17 protein-coding genes and 2 tRNA genes are annotated in these 19,650 nt (G+C 65.0%); 6 read left to right on the forward strand and 13 right to left on the reverse strand.

Going from position 1 to position 19,650, the window contains the following annotated elements:
* Nucleotides 1-322 precede the first annotated feature (322 nt).
* Complete coding sequence (locus HK353_RS17045; protein WP_245395895.1) at nt 323-541, reverse strand: hypothetical protein; 219 nt, start codon at nt 539-541, stop codon at nt 323-325.
* Nucleotides 542-574: 33 nt separating this feature from the next.
* Nucleotides 575-835, reverse strand: a complete 261-nt coding sequence (locus HK353_RS17050) for a GNAT family N-acetyltransferase (RefSeq protein WP_245395896.1) — start codon at nt 833-835, stop codon at nt 575-577.
* Nucleotides 836-965: 130 nt separating this feature from the next.
* On the opposite strand from HK353_RS17050, the gene argG reads away from it, so the two are divergent.
* From argG to HK353_RS08705, 4 genes are all read left to right on the forward strand, one after another.
* The gene (gene argG / locus HK353_RS08695) at nt 966-2,387 is read left to right on the forward strand and encodes an argininosuccinate synthase (protein WP_173155261.1); all 1,422 of its coding nucleotides are present in this window, start codon (nt 966-968) and stop codon (nt 2,385-2,387) included.
* Nucleotides 2,388-2,593: 206 nt separating this feature from the next.
* Nucleotides 2,594-3,094, forward strand: a complete 501-nt coding sequence (locus HK353_RS08700; RefSeq protein WP_281063464.1) for a DNA alkylation repair protein — start codon at nt 2,594-2,596, stop codon at nt 3,092-3,094.
* 7 nt (nt 3,095-3,101) lie between these two features.
* Nucleotides 3,102-3,302 (forward strand): DNA alkylation repair protein, encoded by a 201-nt coding sequence (locus tag HK353_RS17295; RefSeq protein ID WP_281063465.1) that lies wholly within the window; start codon nt 3,102-3,104, stop codon nt 3,300-3,302.
* A 229-nt stretch (nt 3,303-3,531) separates the two neighbouring features.
* The gene (locus HK353_RS08705) at nt 3,532-4,998 is read left to right on the forward strand and encodes an anion permease (protein ID WP_173155263.1); all 1,467 of its coding nucleotides are present in this window, start codon (nt 3,532-3,534) and stop codon (nt 4,996-4,998) included.
* Nucleotides 4,999-5,077: 79 nt separating this feature from the next.
* On the opposite strand, the gene HK353_RS08710 is transcribed toward HK353_RS08705, so the two are convergent.
* Both HK353_RS08710 and HK353_RS08715 read right to left on the reverse strand, forming a co-directional pair.
* Nucleotides 5,078-5,791: a hypothetical protein gene (locus HK353_RS08710; protein WP_173155264.1), complete on the reverse strand. Its 714-nt coding sequence runs from the start codon at nt 5,789-5,791 to the stop codon at nt 5,078-5,080.
* A 113-nt stretch (nt 5,792-5,904) separates the two neighbouring features.
* Nucleotides 5,905-5,977, reverse strand: a tRNA-Arg gene (locus HK353_RS08715).
* Between the two features lie 378 nt (nt 5,978-6,355).
* Here HK353_RS08715 and HK353_RS08720 point away from each other — a divergent pair.
* The gene (locus tag HK353_RS08720; RefSeq protein ID WP_173155266.1) at nt 6,356-8,188 is read left to right on the forward strand and encodes a phosphoenolpyruvate carboxykinase (GTP); all 1,833 of its coding nucleotides are present in this window, start codon (nt 6,356-6,358) and stop codon (nt 8,186-8,188) included.
* Nucleotides 8,189-8,399: 211 nt separating this feature from the next.
* On the opposite strand, the gene HK353_RS08725 is transcribed toward HK353_RS08720, so the two are convergent.
* From HK353_RS08725 to HK353_RS08745, 5 genes are all read right to left on the reverse strand, one after another.
* Nucleotides 8,400-8,945 (reverse strand): hypothetical protein, encoded by a 546-nt coding sequence (locus HK353_RS08725; protein ID WP_173155268.1) that lies wholly within the window; start codon nt 8,943-8,945, stop codon nt 8,400-8,402.
* A gap of 618 nt (nt 8,946-9,563) precedes the next feature.
* Nucleotides 9,564-9,797 (reverse strand): hypothetical protein, encoded by a 234-nt coding sequence (locus HK353_RS08730; protein ID WP_173155270.1) that lies wholly within the window; start codon nt 9,795-9,797, stop codon nt 9,564-9,566.
* The gene (locus HK353_RS08735) at nt 9,794-11,221 is read right to left on the reverse strand and encodes an inorganic phosphate transporter (protein WP_173155272.1); all 1,428 of its coding nucleotides are present in this window, start codon (nt 11,219-11,221) and stop codon (nt 9,794-9,796) included. Before HK353_RS08735 ends, HK353_RS08730 begins: the two co-directional genes overlap by 4 nt.
* 328 nt (nt 11,222-11,549) lie before the next feature.
* Complete coding sequence (locus HK353_RS08740) at nt 11,550-12,980, reverse strand: aspartate aminotransferase family protein (RefSeq protein ID WP_173155274.1); 1,431 nt, start codon at nt 12,978-12,980, stop codon at nt 11,550-11,552.
* Nucleotides 12,981-13,058: 78 nt separating this feature from the next.
* Nucleotides 13,059-14,543, reverse strand: a complete 1,485-nt coding sequence (locus tag HK353_RS08745; protein ID WP_173155276.1) for a CoA-acylating methylmalonate-semialdehyde dehydrogenase — start codon at nt 14,541-14,543, stop codon at nt 13,059-13,061.
* A gap of 113 nt (nt 14,544-14,656) precedes the next feature.
* Between HK353_RS08745 and HK353_RS08750 the strand changes: the two genes are divergently transcribed.
* Nucleotides 14,657-16,366 carry a PucR family transcriptional regulator gene (locus tag HK353_RS08750; protein WP_173155278.1) on the forward strand — a complete coding sequence of 570 codons (1,710 nt, stop codon included), beginning with the start codon at nt 14,657-14,659 and terminating at the stop codon, nt 16,364-16,366.
* Nucleotides 16,367-16,453: 87 nt separating this feature from the next.
* Here HK353_RS08750 and HK353_RS08755 read toward each other — a convergent pair whose 3' ends face one another.
* The 4 genes from HK353_RS08755 to HK353_RS08770 form a co-directional block, all read right to left on the reverse strand.
* Nucleotides 16,454-17,458: an Ldh family oxidoreductase gene (locus tag HK353_RS08755; protein WP_173155280.1), complete on the reverse strand. Its 1,005-nt coding sequence runs from the start codon at nt 17,456-17,458 to the stop codon at nt 16,454-16,456.
* Nucleotides 17,459-17,684: 226 nt separating this feature from the next.
* The gene (locus HK353_RS17055) at nt 17,685-18,287 is read right to left on the reverse strand and encodes an OmpA family protein (RefSeq protein ID WP_173155282.1); all 603 of its coding nucleotides are present in this window, start codon (nt 18,285-18,287) and stop codon (nt 17,685-17,687) included.
* Nucleotides 18,284-18,898 (reverse strand): hypothetical protein, encoded by a 615-nt coding sequence (locus tag HK353_RS08765; protein ID WP_173155284.1) that lies wholly within the window; start codon nt 18,896-18,898, stop codon nt 18,284-18,286. Before HK353_RS08765 ends, HK353_RS17055 begins: the two co-directional genes overlap by 4 nt.
* Before the next feature lie 186 nt (nt 18,899-19,084).
* Nucleotides 19,085-19,173, reverse strand: a tRNA-Ser gene (locus HK353_RS08770).
* Nucleotides 19,174-19,650: the final 477 nt, after the last annotated feature.

The raw sequence follows: 19,650 nt of genomic DNA on the forward strand, positions 1-19,650 counted from the left end.
CTCAACCGGCGGCCTCGTAAGGTTCTGGAGTACGCGACTCCTGCTGAGGTGCTCGCCGGCATCGTGATGGAAAACGTAGGATAAACGCACCACGGTGTTGCACTAGAACCCTGAGCCCGCCCGCCGGAAAGTATCCGATGTCGACCTACATTCAGGCGCAAATGTCCGATTGCGACCTACTGTTTCGCCTGATGCCAGCCGCGTGGGCAGATGCAGCGGGAGGAGGCGAGATGACAGCAAACCGGGAGAGCGCCGCCCCCGGGTCACCGCGTGCGGCGGTCAGGCAACGGGGTGGCCACGCTCTCCCCTGACCGGCCGCGGGTCAGACCCCGAATTCGGGGGCGAAGGCCAGGGCGCCCGCAGGCACTTCGCCGGCCAGCGGCATAGCCATGAGCGCCTCATCGGGGACGTCGACGTGCAGGGTGATGCCGAAGCCTGGAGCAGGGGTGAACCCGAAGCGCGGATAGTACTCAGCGTGACCGACGACGACGGCGAATGCCTCACCACGGCGGGCCGCCTCGGCGAGGAGCGCTTCGATCACCGCGGTGCCTGCGCCGGTCCGTTGGTGCTCGGGTCACACGGAACAGGGCGCCAGGCAGACGCCTGGGGCCTCACCGACGAAGCATCGGGAAAGCATGGCGTGGGCGATGACCTCACCGTCGAGGACGCCGACGAACGACAGACCTTCGATCCCACTGCCTGATGCGCGGAGGGCGTCGACGAGTTCTGCCTCGTCAACCTGGCCGAAAGCTGCCGCGGTCAGCGCGTGGATCGCGTCGATATCACCGGAAGCCTCTGGGCGGACGGTGAACTGAGGTGCGGGAGGATTCGTCACCGTCTCACGATAGCAATCGGCGTGGCTGCCTCGGCGAGATTCGAGCGCCTCACACACCTCATTCACATAAAAATACATTCCTATGTATAACAATTCGACAATCGTCAGAGACTCACGTTACGCTGGTGTCATGTCGAAAGTACTGTCTTCGCTCCCAGTCGGTGAGCACGTTGGAATCGCCTTCTCCGGCGGACTGGACACCTCCTGCGCGGTCGCGTGGATGCGCCACAAGGGTGCCGTCCCCTGCACGTACACGGCCGACATCGGCCAGTACGACGAGCCCGACCTCGAGTCGGTGACCGATCGCGCCAAGGAATACGGTGCCGAGATCGCTCGCTTCGTCGATGCCAAGCGCCTGCTCGTCGAAGAAGGCTTCGTCGCCCTCCAGTGCGGTGCGTTCAACGTCCGCTCCGGCGGCAAGACCTACTTCAATACGACACCGCTGGGCCGCGCCGTCACCGGAACCATGCTGGTCCGCGCCATGAAGGAAGACGGCGTCGATATCTGGGGCGACGGCTCGACCTACAAGGGCAACGACATCGAGCGGTTCTACCGCTACGGTCTCATGGCCAACCCGAAGCTGCGCATCTACAAGCCCTGGCTGGACTCGGACTTCGTCGAGGAGCTCGGCGGCCGTCGGGAGATGAGCGAATGGCTCGTCGAACACGGCTACCCCTACCGCGACTCGGCCGAGAAGGCCTACTCCACGGATGCGAACATCTGGGGCGCCACCCATGAGGCGAAGACCCTCGAATTCCTCGACGCCGGACTCGACATCGTCGAACCGATCATGGGCGTCGCCGCTTGGCGTGACGACGTCGAGGTCAAGTCCGAAGAGGTCTCGGTCCGCTTCGAGGCCGGCCGCCCAGTCGCCATCAACGGAGAAGTCTTCGACGATCCCGTTGCCCTGGTCTTCAAGGCCAACGAGATCGGCGGCCGCCACGGACTCGGCGTCTCCGACCAGATCGAGAACCGCATCATCGAGGCGAAGTCCCGCGGCATCTACGAGGCTCCCGGCATGGCGCTGCTGCACGTGACCTATGAGCGCCTGCTCAACGCCATCCACAACGAGGACACCATCGCCCTCTACCACGAAGAGGGCCGCCGCCTCGGCCGCCGGATGTATGAGGGACGCTGGCTCGACCCGCAGTCGCTCATGCTGCGCGAGTCCATGCAGCGGTGGGTCGCCTCGGCGATCACCGGCGAGGTCACCCTACGACTGCGCCGCGGCGACGACTACACGATCGTCAACACCGAAGGCCCGAACCTGTCCTACCACCCGGAGAAGCTGTCGATGGAGCGCGTGGGCGACTCCGCCTTCGGCCCCGAGGACCGCATCGGCCAGATGACCATGCGCAACCTCGACATCGCCGACTCGCGTGCCCGCCTCGAGCAGTACGCGGCCATGGGCATCGTCTCCGGTCCGACTTCGGAGCTCGTGGGCTCCCTTGAAGCCGGAGGCGCCGAGGAGATCGCGAACTCCAACGCCGAGGTGGACGAAGCCGGCGACCTTGCCGGGCTCTCCGCCGCATTCGACGCCGGCACGGACTGAGGTCAGCCCAAACCGAAGGTCCCCAGAACTTCCGGAGACACTGCGCAGCATGAGACTCGCGGCCTCCGGTTGAGAACAGAGAACGGCCGGCAGGCGCACTCCCCGATCATCGTGATCGACGGAGTCCGCCTGCCGGCCGTTTCGCATTCACCGCAAACTGCGGTACCTGTACCCGCAGGCGGCGGGGCCGTGGAAAGATTCATTCCATGACTTCCGATTCCCGGAACCGGACCCACACCATCGCCGAGGCGGTCGACCGAGATCTGCGCGCCCGTGGCGGCAGCGAACGCGCCCAGAAGGAAAGGGCCTACCTCAAGAGCGAACTCCTCCATTACGGGGTGAGCGTGCCCGACACTCGTGCCGTCGTTCGGGCGGCACTGCGCACGGCGAAGCTCAGCCACGATGAGGTCATCGATCTCACCCGAACCCTCTGGGCCGCGCCGACTTCCTCGGACGACTCGGCCGGCAACGGCAACTCAACAGTCGCCGGGCCAGCAGGGCGCCCCACTCCCGTCCATGAACGGCGCGCCGCGGCCACGATGGTGCTCATACAGTCGAAGGACCGCCTCGGCGGCGGAGATGCGGATTTCATCGAGGGCCGGCTCCGCGAGGCGAAGACCTGGGCGCTCATCGACCCTCTGGCCGGGGATCTCATCGGGCCGTTGAGCGAACGGGATGCCGCTTTCGGCCCCGTCCTGGAGCGCTGAGCGAGCGATGAGGATTTCTGGATTCGCCTCGGCCCTGTTGGCGCACCTGGTCCCACTGCGACACGGCCGCGGCGACTTCGACAGGTTCTCCCGATTCGCCGATGCGATGCTCGAGGAGAAGAAGTTCTTCATCCGCAAGGCCATCGGCTGGGTTCCACGCGATGACGTGTCTCACAGCTACCACCGACGGGCACCGAACGCCAGGTGATATTTCCCTCGACCGAGGACGCTCTCAACGGCCGTTCTCGGGTCTACTCTTAGATCGGACCGCGAAGGATGGACAGGCCGACCACGGGCAGAGCGCCCGCCGCAGGAGAGCTGTCCTCCGTGGTCCCGCCGAACGCCGACGCCGTCGCTGATGCCGACCGCGAACGCCTCCGGCAGAACGCGAATTCCGACGGCGCTGGCGCATGCCGAACGAGAATCGAGGAACTCCAATGCCCAGCAAGTCCAGCACGAAGACGCTGGAGACGGCCACGCCGAACCGCACTCGCGTGACGATGGTGTGGAAGATCGCAGCGATTCTGGCCCTCACGCTGATCATCTACTTCCTCCCGACTCCCGAGGGCGTCGACCCACGCGGAATGCACATGGCCGGAATCTTCGCCGGAACCATCCTCGGCCTCATCCTGCAGCCTCTGCCGACGGCATCGGTCGCGCTCATCGGGCTGGCCGCGGCCATGATCACCGGAACCATGGACACCAAGACCGAGGCGCTGCAGGGATTCGGAAACTCAACGATCTGGCTCATCGTGGCGGCCTTCTTCATCGCTGACGGCTTCCTGCTCACGGGCCTGGGACGCCGCATCGCGCTGCTGTTCGTCTCCCTGCTCGGCAAGTCCTCCCTCGGCCTCTCCTACGGTATGGCCCTGACCGACTTGGTCCTCTCCCCCGCAACGCCGTCGAACACGGCCCGAGCGGGCGGAGTCGTCTACCCCATCGTCAAATCACTGGCGACCGTCAACGATTCGCACCCGGCCAGCGACGAATCGCGGAAGAAGCTCGGCGCATATCTCTCGCTGACCTCGGTCCAGGTCAACACCATCACCTCGGCGATGTTCGTCACCGCCATGGCCGGCAACCCGCTGGCCGTGGGCTTCGCGGCCGACGCCGGCGTCAAGATCTCCTGGGGCACCTGGGCGCTGGCCGCGATCGTGCCCGGACTCGTCGCGCTCATCGTCATGCCGTGGGTCATGTCGAAGATCTACCGGCCGGGCCTGTCACAGACCCCCGATGCTCCCGCCCACGCACGGCAGGAGCTGAAGGCGATCGGACCCATGAGCCGCGGTGAGTGGACCATGCTGACGACCTTCGTCCTCCTGCTCATCCTGTGGGTGCTCGGCAGCACAATCGGAGTCGACGCGACCGCGGCAGCCTTCGTCGGCGTCGCGATCCTGCTCATCAGCAGGGTACTGACCTGGAAGGACATGGCGGCAAACAGCGGCGCCTGGTCGACGCTGATCTTCTTCTCGGTCCTGGTGGGCATGGCCACCCATCTCAACACCCTCGGCGTGATCGGGTGGATCGGCGACGAGGTCGCGGGGCTGGTCGGCGGGATGCCGTGGATCCTCGCCTTCGCCGTCCTCAGCCTCGTCTACTTCTACGTCCACTACCTCTTCGCGTCGAACACCGCCCAGATCGTCGCGATGTACTCCGTGTTCCTCGGCGCCGCGATCGCCACCGGCGCTCCCCCGCTGTTCGCGGCACTGGCATTGGGCTTCATCGGCAACCTCATCGGCGGGCTCTCGCACTACGCCTCGGGACCTGCGGGCGTGATCTACGGCTCCGGCTACGTCACGACAGCCGAGTGGTTCAAGGTCGGCTTCCTCGCCTCCGTCGTCAACATTCTCATCTGGAGCCTCATCGGCGGCGGGTGGATGTCACTGCTCGGCATGTGGGGCTGATCACCTCGCCGAGGCGGCCTCCCGCCCGCTCTGGCAGCCGAGTAGGCCGGTGTTCGCTGACGCTCAGTCAGTGTGCCAGCTACCGCACCCCGCCACTGCGGACCGGCGGATGGCCGGGCAGCTGGTTGGCCGCATCCTCGGGGTTGCCAGTGAGCTCGACGACGCCTCGTGCAACGGCCGCCTCGGCCAGCTGCGGATATCCCGCCGCCGAGGCGGTCCTGGCGATGGCATCGATCGCCGACTTCGCGGGCTGCCGCCCGGTCCCGGCGAACCAGATCCAACGGCCGTCGATCGACCGCGGAATCGGGTCGAGCGCAAGAGTGAAGCGCCTGCGTCCACGTCTGGCATCCTCGGCCGAGCAGGCGACGAAGTGGACACCGCTCTTCGTCCACCAGGACGCTCGCAGCGTCGACTGCGCTATTTGCCCCTGCAGTCCGACCTCTTTGAGATATCTGTTCGCACCAGCGACCCCGGCAATGCTGCCGGGCGTGATCTGCTGATAGGGAATGGCGTAGGGACGAATGCCAGGAGCAGTGGATCCGACAAGTATCCCGCGCTCACAGACGATGAGTCGCTCACCCGAGAGATAGAGAAGGATCAGACCGAACATCACCGCGAAGATGATGCCCGGAGCAACCGCCAGCATTGGCGTCTCCCCCGGGTTGATGAATGTCAGAGCTGTGAAGAGCACCCACCCGAGGACGAATGCCGTCACGGTCTTCGGCCCCGGGCGGTCGGCGAAGACGTCGATGACCTCACCGAGCTCCTCACGGTGGCGACGGGCCCTTCTCATCTCAGCACCCAACAGAATCCAACCTTCGGATCAACGCCCGGATAATCCTGACTCCGGGGCACACGAAAAAGTCCCTCACCAGCAATCCTGCCAGGTGAGGGACTCTCGTTCTGTGCGCCACGAGGGATTCGAACCCCCAACCTTCTGATCCGTAGTCAGATGCTCTATCCGTTGAGCTAGTGGCGCATGTCGCTCGGACTCTCGCCCTGCAACTCGAACAACTATACACACCAGATTCGCCGAAGCTCAAATCGCACCCACGTGCGCTTCGCCACATTCGCACTCACGGTCAGAGCCGCCTCGGCGAACGGGGATGAAATCGCAGATTTCAGCCGTCGCTCATTGGTGAAACAAACCGTCAATCACTTGAAACAACACGGCATTCACTTGCTGTGTTTGCGTCAATCACCCTCTGGCTGTGATCCAATGCACATCTTCGAGTGACCGAAACCAGGGATTTCAGCGCATGCCCCCATCCTACGGTGGATATGTACCAACCGCTCGACGGACGCCAGCCGCCTGAGACGAGACCCCACACACACACGACCCACCAGGAGACCACTCATGACTGTCCTCGACCATGATGTCGTCGCTGACCAGCTGAAGAACGCACCGACCGAGAACAAGTCAGTGCTCTCGTTCGTCAGCCGGATCGCAGCCCTGACCACCCCGGACGACATCGTCTGGATCGATGGTTCCGACGCACAGAAGAACGAGATCGCTGAGAAGCTCGTCGAAGCCGGCACCATCCAGCGCGTCAACGGGACCAAGGACTCCTACTACGCGGCCTCCGACCCCGAGGACGTCGCCCGCGTCGAGGGCCGGACCTACATCTGCTCCGAAGACGAGAAGGATGCCGGTCCACTCAACAACTGGGTCGCTCCCGCGGAGATGAAGGAAACGCTCAACGGTCTGTTCGAGGGTTCGATGCGCGGACGCACCATGTACGTCATCCCCTTCGTCATGGGCCACGCCGAGGCGGACCAGCCGATGTTCGGCATCGAGGTCACCGATTCGGCCTACGTCGTCCTCTCCATGCTCGTCATGGCTCGCTCGGGCAAGTACGCCCTCGATGCGATCGACGCACAGGACGCGAAGTTCGTCGAGTGCGTCCACTCCGTCGGCGCTCCGCTGGAAGAGGGACAGGAAGACGTCGCCTGGCCCTGCAACACCACCAAGTACATCACCCACTTCCCCGAGGATCGCGCCATCTGGTCCTTCGGCTCCGGCTACGGCGGCAACGCGCTGCTGGGCAAGAAGTGCTACGCACTGCGCATCGCCTCCGCAATCGCCCGGGACGAAGGCTGGCTGGCCGAGCACATGCTCATCCTCAAGCTGACGAACCCCGAAGGAGTCGTCAAGTACGTCGCCGCCGCATTCCCCTCGGCCTGCGGCAAGACGAACCTCGCCATGATCGAACCGACCATCCCCGGCTGGAAAGCCGAGACCCTCGGTGACGACATCGCATGGATGCGCTTCGGCGAAGACGGCCAGCTCTACGCCGTCAACCCCGAATTCGGACTCTTCGGAGTCGCCCCGGGCACCGGTTACACCACGAACCCGACCGCGATGCGCGCCATCGAGGCAGGCGGCAACATCTTCACCAACGTCGCGCTGACCGACGACGGTGACGTGTGGTGGGAAGGCAAGACCGATGAGACACCTGCCCACCTCACCGACTGGAGGGGCAACGACTGGACTCCCGAGTCCGACACCCCCGCGGCTCACCCGAACTCGCGTTTCTGCACCCCGATCGCGAACGTGCCGACCCTGGCTCCCGAGTGGACCAACCCGAACGGTGTGCCGATCTCGGCCATCCTCTTCGGCGGTCGCCGCAAGACCACGATGCCGCTCGTGACCGAGACCCAGGACTGGACCCATGGTGTGTTCATGGGTTCGGTGCTCTCCTCGGAGACCACCGCGGCTGCCACGGGTGCCGTCGGCGTCGTCCGCCGTGATCCCATGGCGATGCGTCCGTTCATCGGCTACAACGTCGGTGACTACCTGCAGCACTGGATCAACATCGGCAACACCGAGGGCGCTCAGCTGCCGAAGATCTTCTACGTCAACTGGTTCCGCCGCGACGACGACAACTCGTTCCTGTGGCCCGGATTCTCCGAGAACTCACGTGTTCTCAAGTGGGTCTTCGAGCGCGTCACCGGCACCGCCGATGCTCAGGAATCCCCGCTCGGCCTCACCCCGGTCGAAGGCGGCCTGGACACCGAGGGCCTCGACTTCACCGACGAGCAGCTCCGCAAGGCTCTCGCCATCAAGCCCGAAGAGTGGGAGACCGAACTCGGCCTCATCGAGGAATGGTACGCCGAGCTCGGCGATTCGGTTCCGGCCGAACTCCGCGCCGAGGTCGACAACCTCCGCGAGCGCCTCGGCCTCGCCTGAGCCGTTCGGCTGAGTTGCTCGGCTGTGTGGCTAGCCTGAGCTGCCTGGCTTCATCGCTGACTGTCTGAGCCGTCCGTTCATCGACAATCCCCCAACCGCCGCCGAGGTGGTTGGGGGATTGTCGTATTTCGTTGCGGGTGCGCGTTCGACCGTTTGGGCCCGCCGCTGATCCGTCAGTGCCTCCGGGATGTAGGGCCGAAGCCGCGCAGACTCAGCGATGCGCCGTCTGCGCCACATGAACCTCACGAAGAAATACCAAGACATCACGCGGTTTCGCTTTGAGCTCCCTCAACACGCGATAGGTGACTTCCTCAGGCTTCCTTGGCTTGCCGATCAGTGCGTTCTGATGAACGGTCGCCCCGCGGGCGGTGATCGTCACGAACAGGGCGTCCGGAAGCGGGTACTTCCTCCACTCGAACTCTCCCCCGATGTCGACGACGCCTGACCACGGCGTTGGGAACTGCCTGACCCGCCCGCCAGGCTTCCACCATGAGGACTCCACGCCCCATCTCGACACGACGAACTGTGGTCGCACAAAGGGAAAGACAAAAGTCCACAACAGCGCTCCGACGCCGAACAACGCCAAACCGATGGCGAAGACCACAAGGAAGAAGAACACCAGCCACCCGCCGAAGCCAGGGGACATCGGGTTCCACGTCGAGGCGGGGGTGACGGCGAAGGTGAGGATGATCGCTCCGACGAACAGCCAACAGACGAGCGCGAGAGCGAATATCTTGAACAGGTTCGTCTTCAGCACGACGCATCCATCGCGCCGCATCGCCGCATGCCATTGGTCGATACGGCGGCGGTCGGCTTTGGCGACCTCCTTCTGCAGATCGGCGAAGTATCGAGTGTTGCGCGCCGGAGTTCTCACACCACGAGTCTAAGCTGAGGCGCAAGAGTCTTAGGAAAGCCACCCGCAGCTGCTTTCACTGAGCCGCCCCCCGTTTCCAACGCTCGGGTATCCCGCACCGTCGGCGGCACAGCCATCTGGCAGTGGCGCTTCCTCTCGTGACGCAGGGATGCTCCATGCACATGGCCTGGAGCATCCCTCACCGTTGCAGTCGCTAAGCACCGGTGGGAGCAAAACACCGTCGCGGCGGCACGTTGCACCGTTGCAGCTGTAGGCACAGCCACTAAGGGCGAGGGATGGTGCGCTAGAGGTTGTACGTGACGCTACCGGTGAGTGATGGTCGCCCAAAAGCAGCTGCCGACGGCAAGCGATCGCCGCCCGAGCCGTCACGCGGGGATCAGCCAGAGAGCTCAGGCGAATACTTCAGACACGACACATGGCCCGCAGCACGGAGGCGTCAGGCGGTCGTCGCCCGAGGCGTCAAGCGGCGTCGGAAGCGCCAGGCGGTCGGCGCCCGAAGTGTCAGGCGCCGTGGAGGGCCGGGACGATGAGGTAGACGCCGAGCAGCACGACTGCTCCGCAGATTCCGAAGACCGTCCAGTAGGCGACCGGCAGCCCTGCGCTGCTGCGGCCCTCGTCGACCCGATCGAGATGTGTCGCGCGCATCCTCACTCCGACGGAGAACAGCGTGATGACGATGATGGCCGAGACCCAGGTCGCGGCCGCAACGATGGCGAACGAACTCCACTCGATCATTTCGCGTCTCCCTTATCGCTCGCATCTGCTCGGCCAGCGTCTGCCCGGCCCGCATCTGCCCCATTGCTCGAGCCATGGCCAGCATCAGATCCGTTTGCTGAAGTCTCTGCCGACGAACCGGCACCCGAGGGGATGTCGACGGCAACCGCCCCGTTCTTCTTCGCATCGCGGTGGGCACGGCGCTTCTCTTTCGCCGCCTGCTTCTCCGCCCAGGCCTCGTAGCGGGCTGCCCGCTTCTCCTGAGCACGTTTGCGGTTGCGGTCCTTGCGCAGCTTGCGCTTGCGGCCGCGGATGTTGACGGCCTCGCCGACGGTGTCGAAGTTCGAGATGTCAGTCTCCTCGACCCGTCGGGAGCTGAGGTAGATCCACAGCACCACGACGACTGCGATGACCGTATCGACGACGACGCCGACCGTTCCCAAGTGGGCGATGCCGGCGGCGATCCCGCCGACGATCGCGGCGGCCGGAATCGTCAGCAGCCAACCGGAAGCGATCCGTCCGGCCGTCGACCACTGGACATCGGCGCCCTTGCGACCCAGTCCCGAACCGAGCACGGAACCGGAGGCGACCTGAGTCGTCGACAGAGCGAAGCCGAGGTGGGAGGAGGCGAGGATAGCCGCGGCCGTCGAGGTCTCGGCCGACAGCCCCTGAGCGGGCTTGACCGTCGTCAGCTTCGTGCCGAGGGTGTCGATGATGCGCCAACCGCCGACATAGGTGCCCAGCGCAATCGCCAGAGCACAGGCGGTGATCACCCAGATATGCGGGCCGGTGCCGTGCTCCTGCAGGTTTGCGGAGACGAGCACGAGGGTGATGACGCCCATCGTCTTCTGCGCATCATTCGTTCCGTGGGCGAGCGCCACCAGCGAGGACGAGAAGATCTGCCCGTACTTGAACGGTGCACGGCGAGCGGTCTTGCCCTCCTCGTTGCGGCGAGTGATCGCGTAGGCGATCTTCGTGCACAGATAGGCGCTGAACCCGGCGATGAGCGGGGCGGCCAGAGCCGGGATGACGACCTTGGACAGGAACACTCCGTAGTCGACGGAGTTGAGTCCGGCACCGACGATGGCCGCACCGATGAGGCCGCCGAAGAGTGCGTGGGACGAGGAGGAAGGGAGGCCGAAGCGCCATGTCGCCATGTTCCAGATGATGGCGCCGATGAGGCCGGCGAGGATGAAGTCGGGAGTGATCTGCACTCCCCCGCCGCCTTCCTTGATGATGCCGCCCGAGATGGTCTTGGCCACCTCGGTGGAGAGGAAGGCACCGACGAGGTTGAGAATCGCGGCAAGCGTTACCGCTGTCTTCGGTTTGATGGCCCCGGTTGCGATCGGTGTGGCCATGGCGTTGGCCGTATCGTGAAAGCCATTGGTGAAGTCGAAGAACAGTGCCAGTGCGATGACTAGCACGACGACGAAGATGATTTCCACTAATCGACCTTGGGTGTAGACACTATTCGGACCGTGGATGATGCAGCTGACGGCCAGCAATCACTATCCCGCAGAAGTCTACCCACAGATTCAACCGCTCTTCACCCGCAATTCGACCCTACTCCACCTCGTTCACCTTTTGTTCACTTCTGACGTGCGCAAACGGGCCCCGACCGGCTGAGAGTGCAATAGCACTCACATCCGAACGTGGCCTGAAACCAGCAGTCCCTCGCCGAGGCGGCTCCCCGCCTCACGCAGTCATCCGCGGAAATCGTGGCCGACCCACCCGCGGAAACCGCGGCGGGACATCACCGAGGCGACTCCTCCTTCACGCGTGACGAATCTGCTCCGTGACGTGCCGATCCGCGACGTCGAGAGCCCGGTCGAGGGCGGCGAGTCCGAACCTGACGTCCTCATCCGGGGTGTTCAGCGGCGGGACGACGTGGATTCGATTGAAGTTTGCGAACGGCAGCACGCCTTCGGCCTTGAGCGCTGCGATGACCTCGTTCATCTCCGGCGAGCTGCCGCCGTACGCCGCCAGCGGCTCCTTCGTCGTCCGGTCCTTCACGAGCTCGATGGCCCAGAAGCAGCCGAGACCCCGGACATCACCGACCGAAGGGTGACGATGCGCCATCTCCCGCAGAGCCGGGCCGATGATGTCCTCGCCGAGGCGGTCGGCGTTGGCGATCATCCCCTCATCCTCCATGGCGGTGATCGTCGCGACCGCTGCCGCACAGGCGAGCGGATGTCCCGAATAGGTCAGTCCGCCCGGGTAGGCCCGATCGCGGAAGGTCTCGAAGATCGCCTCCGAGATGGCGACCCCGCCGAGCGGGACGTATCCGGAGTTCACGCCCTTGGCGAAGGTGATGAGATCCGGGGTGACATCCCAGTGGTCGAGGGCGAACCAGCGACCGGTGCGACCGAAGCCGGCCATCACCTCATCGGCGATGAAGACGATCCCGTACTTCGCCGTCAGCTCGCGCACGCCGGCGAGGTAGCCGGCCGGCGGGGCGTAGATCCCTGCGGTGCCCGGCACGGTCTCGAGGACGAGTGCGGCGATATTGCCGGGCCCTTCGAGAGTGATCAGGTCTTCGAGGTGGGCCAGCGCCCGCTGTGTCTCCTCGGTCTCGGACGTCGAGTTGAAGTACGACCGATAAGGGTAGGCGGGCATGAAGTGGACGATGCCCTCAGCGGAGTAGTCGTTGGCGAACCGGCGCGGATCACCGGTGACGTTGACGGCCAGCTGCGTGCCGCCGTGGTAGCTGCGGTAGGCCGAAAGCACCTTCGTCCGCCCCGTGTGCAGCCGGGCCATCCGGATCGCGTGCTCGTTGGCGTCGGCTCCCCCGTTCGTGAAGAACACGTGGTCGAGGTCGCCCGGGGTGCGTTCGGTGATGAGTCGGGCCGCCTCGGAGCGGGCGTCGTTGACGTGCTGCGGCGCGATCGTGCACAGCCGGCCGGCCTGCTCCTGGATGGCCGCGACGACGGCCGGGTGCTGGTGGCCGATATTCGTGTTGACCAGCTGCGATGACATGTCGAGCAGCTTTCGCCCCTCACCGTCCCAGACATAGGAGCCTTCGGCGTCGATGACCGTCATCGGGTCGAACAGTCCCTGTGCCTGCCAGGAGTGGAAGACGTGCGCCTGGTCGAGTTCGTGGGCACGTCGCCCGGCCTCGATACGGTCGGGGCCGATCCTGTAGGCGCTGGTGCGATCAGCGTCGAGGTGCGATTCGGTGAGCGGGGAATCCGCGGTAGTGGTCATGGCTGCTCCTTCGCCGAGGTGGTTCGTCATTGCGTGAGCGTCCGCCCCGTGATCGGGGCGGACGTCCGAGGGGTCTGTTCAGTCGTTGGTCGGGAACCCGAGGTTGAGTCCGCCGTGGCTGGGATCGAGCCAGCGGGAGGTGACGACCTTCCCACGGGTGAAGAAGTGGACGCCTTCGTCACCGTAGGCGTGGGTGTCACCGAACAGCGAGTTCTTCCACCCGCCGAAGGAGTAGTAGCCCACGGGCACGGGGATCGGGACGTTGATGCCGACCATGCCGACCTCGACTTCATTCTCGTAGCGGCGAGCCGCTCCCCCGTCGTTGGTGAAGATCGCGGTGCCGTTGCCGTACGGGTTGGCGTTGATGAGGTCGAGGCCCTCGTCGTAGCCGGGGACGCGGACGACGCAGAGCACGGGGCCGAAGATCTCATCGCGATAGATCGACATGTCGGTGGTCACGTCGTCGAACAGTGTCGGGTTGAGGAAGAACCCGTCGGCCGGGACGTTCTCCCGACCGTCGAGGACGACCGTTGCTCCCGCCTCGGCGCCGGCATCGATGTAGCCGGCGACCTTATCGCGGTGGGCGGCGGTGACGAGCGGTCCCATGTCCGGCTCGGTTGCCCCGTCGCCCACGCGCAGGGTCGTGGTGCGTTCGGCGATCTTCGCCACGAGCTCCTCGGCGATGGAGTCGACGGCGACGACCACGGAGATCGCCATGCAGCGCTCACCGGCTGCCCCGTAGCCGGCGTTGACGGCGGCGTCGGCGGCGAGGTCGAGGTCCGCGTCGGGCAGGACGAGCATGTGGTTCTTCGCTCCGCCGAGTGCCTGGACGCGTTTGCCGGCGGCCGTGCCGTTCTCGTAGACGTATTTTGCGATCGGGGTCGATCCGACGAAGGACACCGAGGCGACGTCGGGGCTCTCAAGGATCGTGTCGACGGCTTCCTTGTCGCCGTGGACGACGTTGAACACGCCGTCGGGCAGGCCCGCTTCCTTCCACAGCTCGGCGAGCCAGTTCGCGGCCGTCGGGTCCTTCTCGGAGGGCTTGAGCACGACGGTGTTGCCGGTCGCGATGGCGACGGGGAAGAACCACATCGGGACCATGGCCGGGAAGTTGAAGGGCGAGATGATCGCGGAGACGCCGATCGGCTGGCGCAGGGAGTGGACGTCGATGTTCGTCGAGGCGTTCTCCGTGTGACCGCCGCGCAGGTGGCCGGCGATGCCGCAGGCGAATTCGACGACCTCCTGACCGCGGGCGACCTCGCCGAGGGCGTCGGAGACGACCTTGCCGTGTTCGGCGGTGATGATCTCGGCCAGCTCATGCTTGCGTGCATTGAGCAGCTCCCGGAAGTTGAAGAGGACAGCGGTCCGCTTGGCCAGGGATGTGTCGCGCCAGGCAGGGAAGGCGGCCGAGGCCGCGGCGATCGCCGATTCCACGGTCGCCTTCGAGCCCAGTGCCACCTGGCCGCTGACGACTGCGGTGGCGGGGTTCGTGATGTCGCCGAGGCGGGTGTCGGTGTCCGCGGTGACGGTCTGTCCGTTGATCCAATGGGTCAGCGTTGCCATGTGGTGTCCTTCTGCGTCGTCGGTGCGTCGGTTGAGTCCATCCTCGGTCCGCTCTGCCGATCTCAGAAGTGTCAGGGTGTCAGAATCTTCGCCCTCGGCTTTACACTGTGTCAATGGACACTGCACGGGAGTCGAGCGGGGCATCGCTGAGCATCGCCGGTCTGCTCGAGTTCGAGGAGATCAAGGCTGCAGAGCCCGCGGTGCTTGCCGGCGAAGCAGGCCTCGACCGGGCGATCCGCTGGGTCCACATCGCCGATTCCGAGCATGTCGAGCGCTTCCTCGAAGGTGGGGAGCTCGTGCTCACCACGGCCACGGCGTTTCGACACCGCCCCGAGGCGATGTCAGAGTTCCTCGACCAGCTCGAGCGGGCAGGTGCCGCTGGGACGATCATCGAACTCGTCGATGAGAACTCGACACACGATGAGGAAGCGCGCGAGATCGCGGCCGCGGCCGCCTCGGCGAGGGAACTGCCTGTCATCGTCCTGCCGCGACGGGTGAAGTTCGTCAGGATCACCGAGCTCGCGCACCGCAGCCTTCTCGCGCAGCAGATCTCGCGGCTCGAACATGCCCGGGAGATCCACGAGACGTACACGCAGCTGAGCCTCGATCGGGCCGAGGCACAGACGATCGTCGATCGTACGGCCGAGCTGTTGGGCACGGCGGTGGTCCTCGAGGATGTGTCCCATCGGGTTCTCGCACATTCCGGCCGCGGTTCGCAGGCTCTCGCGCAGAAGTGGGTCGACCTCGTCAGCGGGGCGAGTACGACACCCGGCGGTCACGCGCCGTCGCAGTGGCGGCAGACGCCGGTGGGGCTGCGCTCTCGCCGGTGGGGCCGGCTCGTCGTGCCCGGCGCCGCCGAGTCCGTCGCCGATCTCGAGCAGGTCATCGAACGCGCGGGTGAAGCCCTGACGCTGACTCGAATGGCCGATCGCGATGAGCAGGATCTGCTGCTGCAGGCCCAAAGCGGCCTGATCCGAGAGATCACCGACTCAGAGGGCATCGACGAGCGTTCGGCACGGGAGCGCGCCCGCTCTCTGGGATTCACTCCTGCGGAAGGGGCCGAGCTCACCCCGGTTGTCGTCCGCATCGATCGTGAGGCCGACACCGATCCGACTCGGGTGCAGCTGCAGGAGCGCGGTCTCACGCAGGAGATCGCCTCTGCCGCCTCGCGCCTCAATCTGTGTCTGCTCATGACGAGTCTGCAGTCGGGTGCGTTCGGGTTCGTTCTGGGGCCTGGTCGCGGAAGAAACCGACGGTCACAGCCGAGTCCGCGTGGTACTGCGGAGGCCGACGACCGCCTCAACCGCCTTCTCGCCGAGCTCGAGGGGCTTGTTGCGAGTTGGGTGGTTGGGGTCGGCCGCGGCAGCACTACTCTGCTTCGCGCTGTCGCCGGTCTCGAAGCGGCTTCGCACGTCGCGGAGGTTGCGGCGACGCTCGATGTGCGTGAGCGTGCGTTCTACCGCTCCTCGGACGTGCGCATCCGCGGGCTGCTGTCTCTGCTGGCCGAGGACTCGCGGCTGCGTGCCTTCGCTGAGGGAGAGCTGGGGCCGCTGCTCGGCGAATCGACGGGTGATGACCGGCGGGGAGACGGCGTTCTGCCATCCGCTGCGGACGCCGCAGACGACGGACTGCTCGACTTCCTCGAGCTCTATCTCTCCCATGGCGGCAACAAGTCGGCGATGGCGCGGGCCGGGCACCTGTCCCGGCCCGCGCTCTACGCACGGATCACGCGTCTGCAGGACCGCCTCGGCGTCTCACTCGACGATGCGGAGTCGCGCACGGCACTGCACGTGGCGCTGCTGTGGTGGCGGATGTACGGCTGAGGCCCGTACTCGACGGAGTCGACGACTCCTGCCAGCGGGGTCGTGTGCCGTTCGGGACAGAGCAGGCTTCGGTCGGTCGACGGCCATTCAATCGAACAGGGAGCGAATCAAGTCGGTGATTGGGATTCCGCGTTCGGCCGCCGCTGCGCGATTGGCGTAGCGACGGTCACCGGGCTGACGATCCATACCTGCGTCGCGGAGCATGTCGACGAATTCGCGGACTCGCCCCAGGTAGGCGTCGTTGCCGCCGCGCTCTGGGTCGATGACGATGAAGAGCTGGCCGGTGCGGAAGGTGTGGGCACCGTCTGGAGCCTCCGCGTCGATCTCATAGGTGAAAGCGCCGCCGGTCAGTCCTGCAGCCAGTGTTTCGATCATAAATGACAGCAGCGCACCTTTGTGACCGCCAATGGGACGGATGCCGCCGCCATCGAGGATCGCATTCGGGTCCGTGGTGTCCGCGCCGGTCGAATCGACTCCGGTTCCGACCGCAACCTCCCGCCCCTCGGCCCGCAGCAGCTGCAGATCTCCATGGGACATCGACGAGGTGGAGAAGTCGAAGACGATCGGGTCCCCGTCAGCCACAGGTGTGGCGAAACCGAACGGATTGGTACTGAAGACCGGACGGGTGGCTCCCTCGGGGACGACGGCGAGCTTACCGCTGGCAATCATCCCCATCGCCACCCGGCCGTCGCGCGCAAAGGCCTCGAGGTCGGGCCACAGGGCACTGAAGTGATGGGTATTGCGCAGAGCGATGACGGCGACACCGGTGTCGTCGAGCGCCTGGTCGACCACCGACCCCGCTTCGGCGAGTGCGGGTTGGGCGAAGCCGTTGTGACCGTCGATGCGGATATAGGAAGGGCCGACTACGTCGACGCTCGCTTCTGCTGTCCCATCTGCCCAACCGCGGGTCAGCGAATCGAGGTATCCGGCCACGCGAAAGACTCCGTGGCTGAGAGTGCCGTCGCGTTCACAAGTGGCGCAGTTGGTCGCCAGCACTTTCGCAACTGCCGAGGAGGCTCCTGCGGCGGTGAGCTTGGCTTCGATCGCCGAGACAAGATCATCGAAAGAGATGCAGTCGGGTTCGTTCGTCATTGTGCGCTCCTCCTCTGCGGCCGATCGTGTCGGCGTCGACCATTGCCCGTAATCAGCAGACTACCGCTCGATCAGTCATCGGCCCTGCAGTTCCTTGACCGTCCCTCCGTTCTCGTCTGCGGGTTCTCAGTTCTCATCTGCGGGTACAGCAGCGCTCGTGCCGCCGCTCCCGGGTGTCACCGACGGTGGAGCCTGCAGGGAACGGATCGTCGGGCTGGGGACGGGCTCAGTCTTCGTAGCGGATTTCGACGCGGCGGTTCTTCGCCCGTCCCTCGGGGTCGTCCTTACCGTTCTTCTCATTCGACTCGACGGGCTCGGACTCGCCGAAACCCTTTGCTGTCACGTCAAGGTCCGAGTTCTCCGAGGTGAGCACCTCGGCGACGGCCTTCGCGCGGTCTTCGGAGAGCTTCTTGTTGTAGTCGTCTTCGCCCTTGGAGTCCGTATGCCCGCCGACAGTGATCTCGGAGTCGGTCGGCAGATCCGTGACGAGCTCTTTGATCTTGTTCTTCGCCGTGTCACTCAGTTCGGACGAGTCGAAGTCGAAGAGGATATCGGTGTCGAGCGTGACCACGGTGTTGCCGCCGCTGGCCTTCGTCGTTTCGACATCCTCGATGCCTTTATCCAGATCATAGATCTCCGGTTCGAGTTCGACGATGCTCTCGTCGATCTTCGACTGGTCGGGATCGGTGAAGTCATCCGGCGTCGGGTCATCTCGATTGGCGATGTCCTGCGAAGTCACGGAGTCTGCGAGAGCGAGTGCGGGCGGGCCGGCGATGACAAGTCCAGCTGCCAGAATCACCGTTGCAGGACCGGCGGCTGCCGGCTTCACGAGATCTTCACTCCGGTGGCGAGGTTCATACCGTCGACGACCGCGACCTCGACCTCGTCTACATCCGGCGGCGGGGCCGCGAAGACAGCGAAGGCGTAGTGGGTCTGGCCGGGTTTGAACTTCGTACTCTGGTAGGAAGTCTGCGCTCGCTGCGGGAACTTATCCAACACGTTGTGCTTGCGCAGGTTCCGCGAGTCGACGAGGAAAGGATTCCAACTTGCATCGCCGAGGTATCCGTAGAGATCGTCGCCGTCGTCCTCGTCGGTCTTCTCCGAGTTCACGGTGAACGCGAACTGTGCCACGACCGTCTCACCCTGACGCTTCAGAGGAAACAGTTCGACAGTCATCGTTGCCTTGTCATCGCCGTCAACGGCGGCGGGGATCTCCTGGGAGGCGACAGAATCGGGCAGATCATTCGGGTCGAGGCCGGCCGCCTCGGCGGATCCGGATTCACCCTTCGAACCTGCATCCTCACCGGACTCCTGCGCGGCACCTTGGGTTTCGGCGCCCTCGGCGTTCGGCTCCTCTGCGTCACTCCCGGACGAGCAGGCGGTCAGGGTCAGAGCCAGGGCGGCGGCAACGGACAGAGCTGTCCTGCGGATCAGGGGCATAGCGATGGGAGTTCTCCTCAGTACTCGCCGGAGCGGCATCTCTGCTGGTGAGCTCCGGTGGCGCGGGCGGACGCGGACCAACTTACCCCGGACAGGTGAACTTTCACTACATCGAACGTAAGTCGAGACGAACAGAAAAGCAGAACCCCTGCGACCTGATCCAGATCGCAGGGGTCCTGCCAAACGCGGAGCCGGTGGGATTTGAACCCACGGTCCCCCTATTGGAGGACTTCACCTTAGCAGGGTGACGCTTTCGGCCGCTCAGCCACGACTCCATCCGCAATGCTGCGATCCGCTTCGGAGAAATGCACACCGACAGACCCTCCAGCACTACGGGATACAGCCTAAGGGAAAGGAGCCACCCAGGGCAAAGTGCAACCGTGGAGAGTGGGCTTCGTCATAGTCGAGTCGACCCGTGACGGGCGCGAATTCGGGCCGAACGCCCCCTTTGTACCGCTCCCCCACACCGGAATTCCAGCATTCATCAATGTGCAGGCGTAAAATCGGCGTGATGTGCTTTGCGGTCTGGTCTCAGATCCTCGCAGAAACACCGGTCGGAAATCCGATGGCCGTGGTGTGCCCTGCGCCGGAGACGAGAACGGCGAGCGGGCCGTATTGCACGAGCAGACAGTTTTTGAGGAGTAGACAACTTGCCAGAGTTTCCCCCTGACAAGCACGGACCGCATGGGAGCGACCCCGATTCCCAGACAACAGGTCGTCGGCTCCGGGCCTCCGCTCGCCCTCGGTTCCGC

This window comes from Brevibacterium permense, from assembly GCF_013280495.1.
Taxonomy (GTDB): domain Bacteria; phylum Actinomycetota; class Actinomycetes; order Actinomycetales; family Brevibacteriaceae; genus Brevibacterium; species Brevibacterium permense.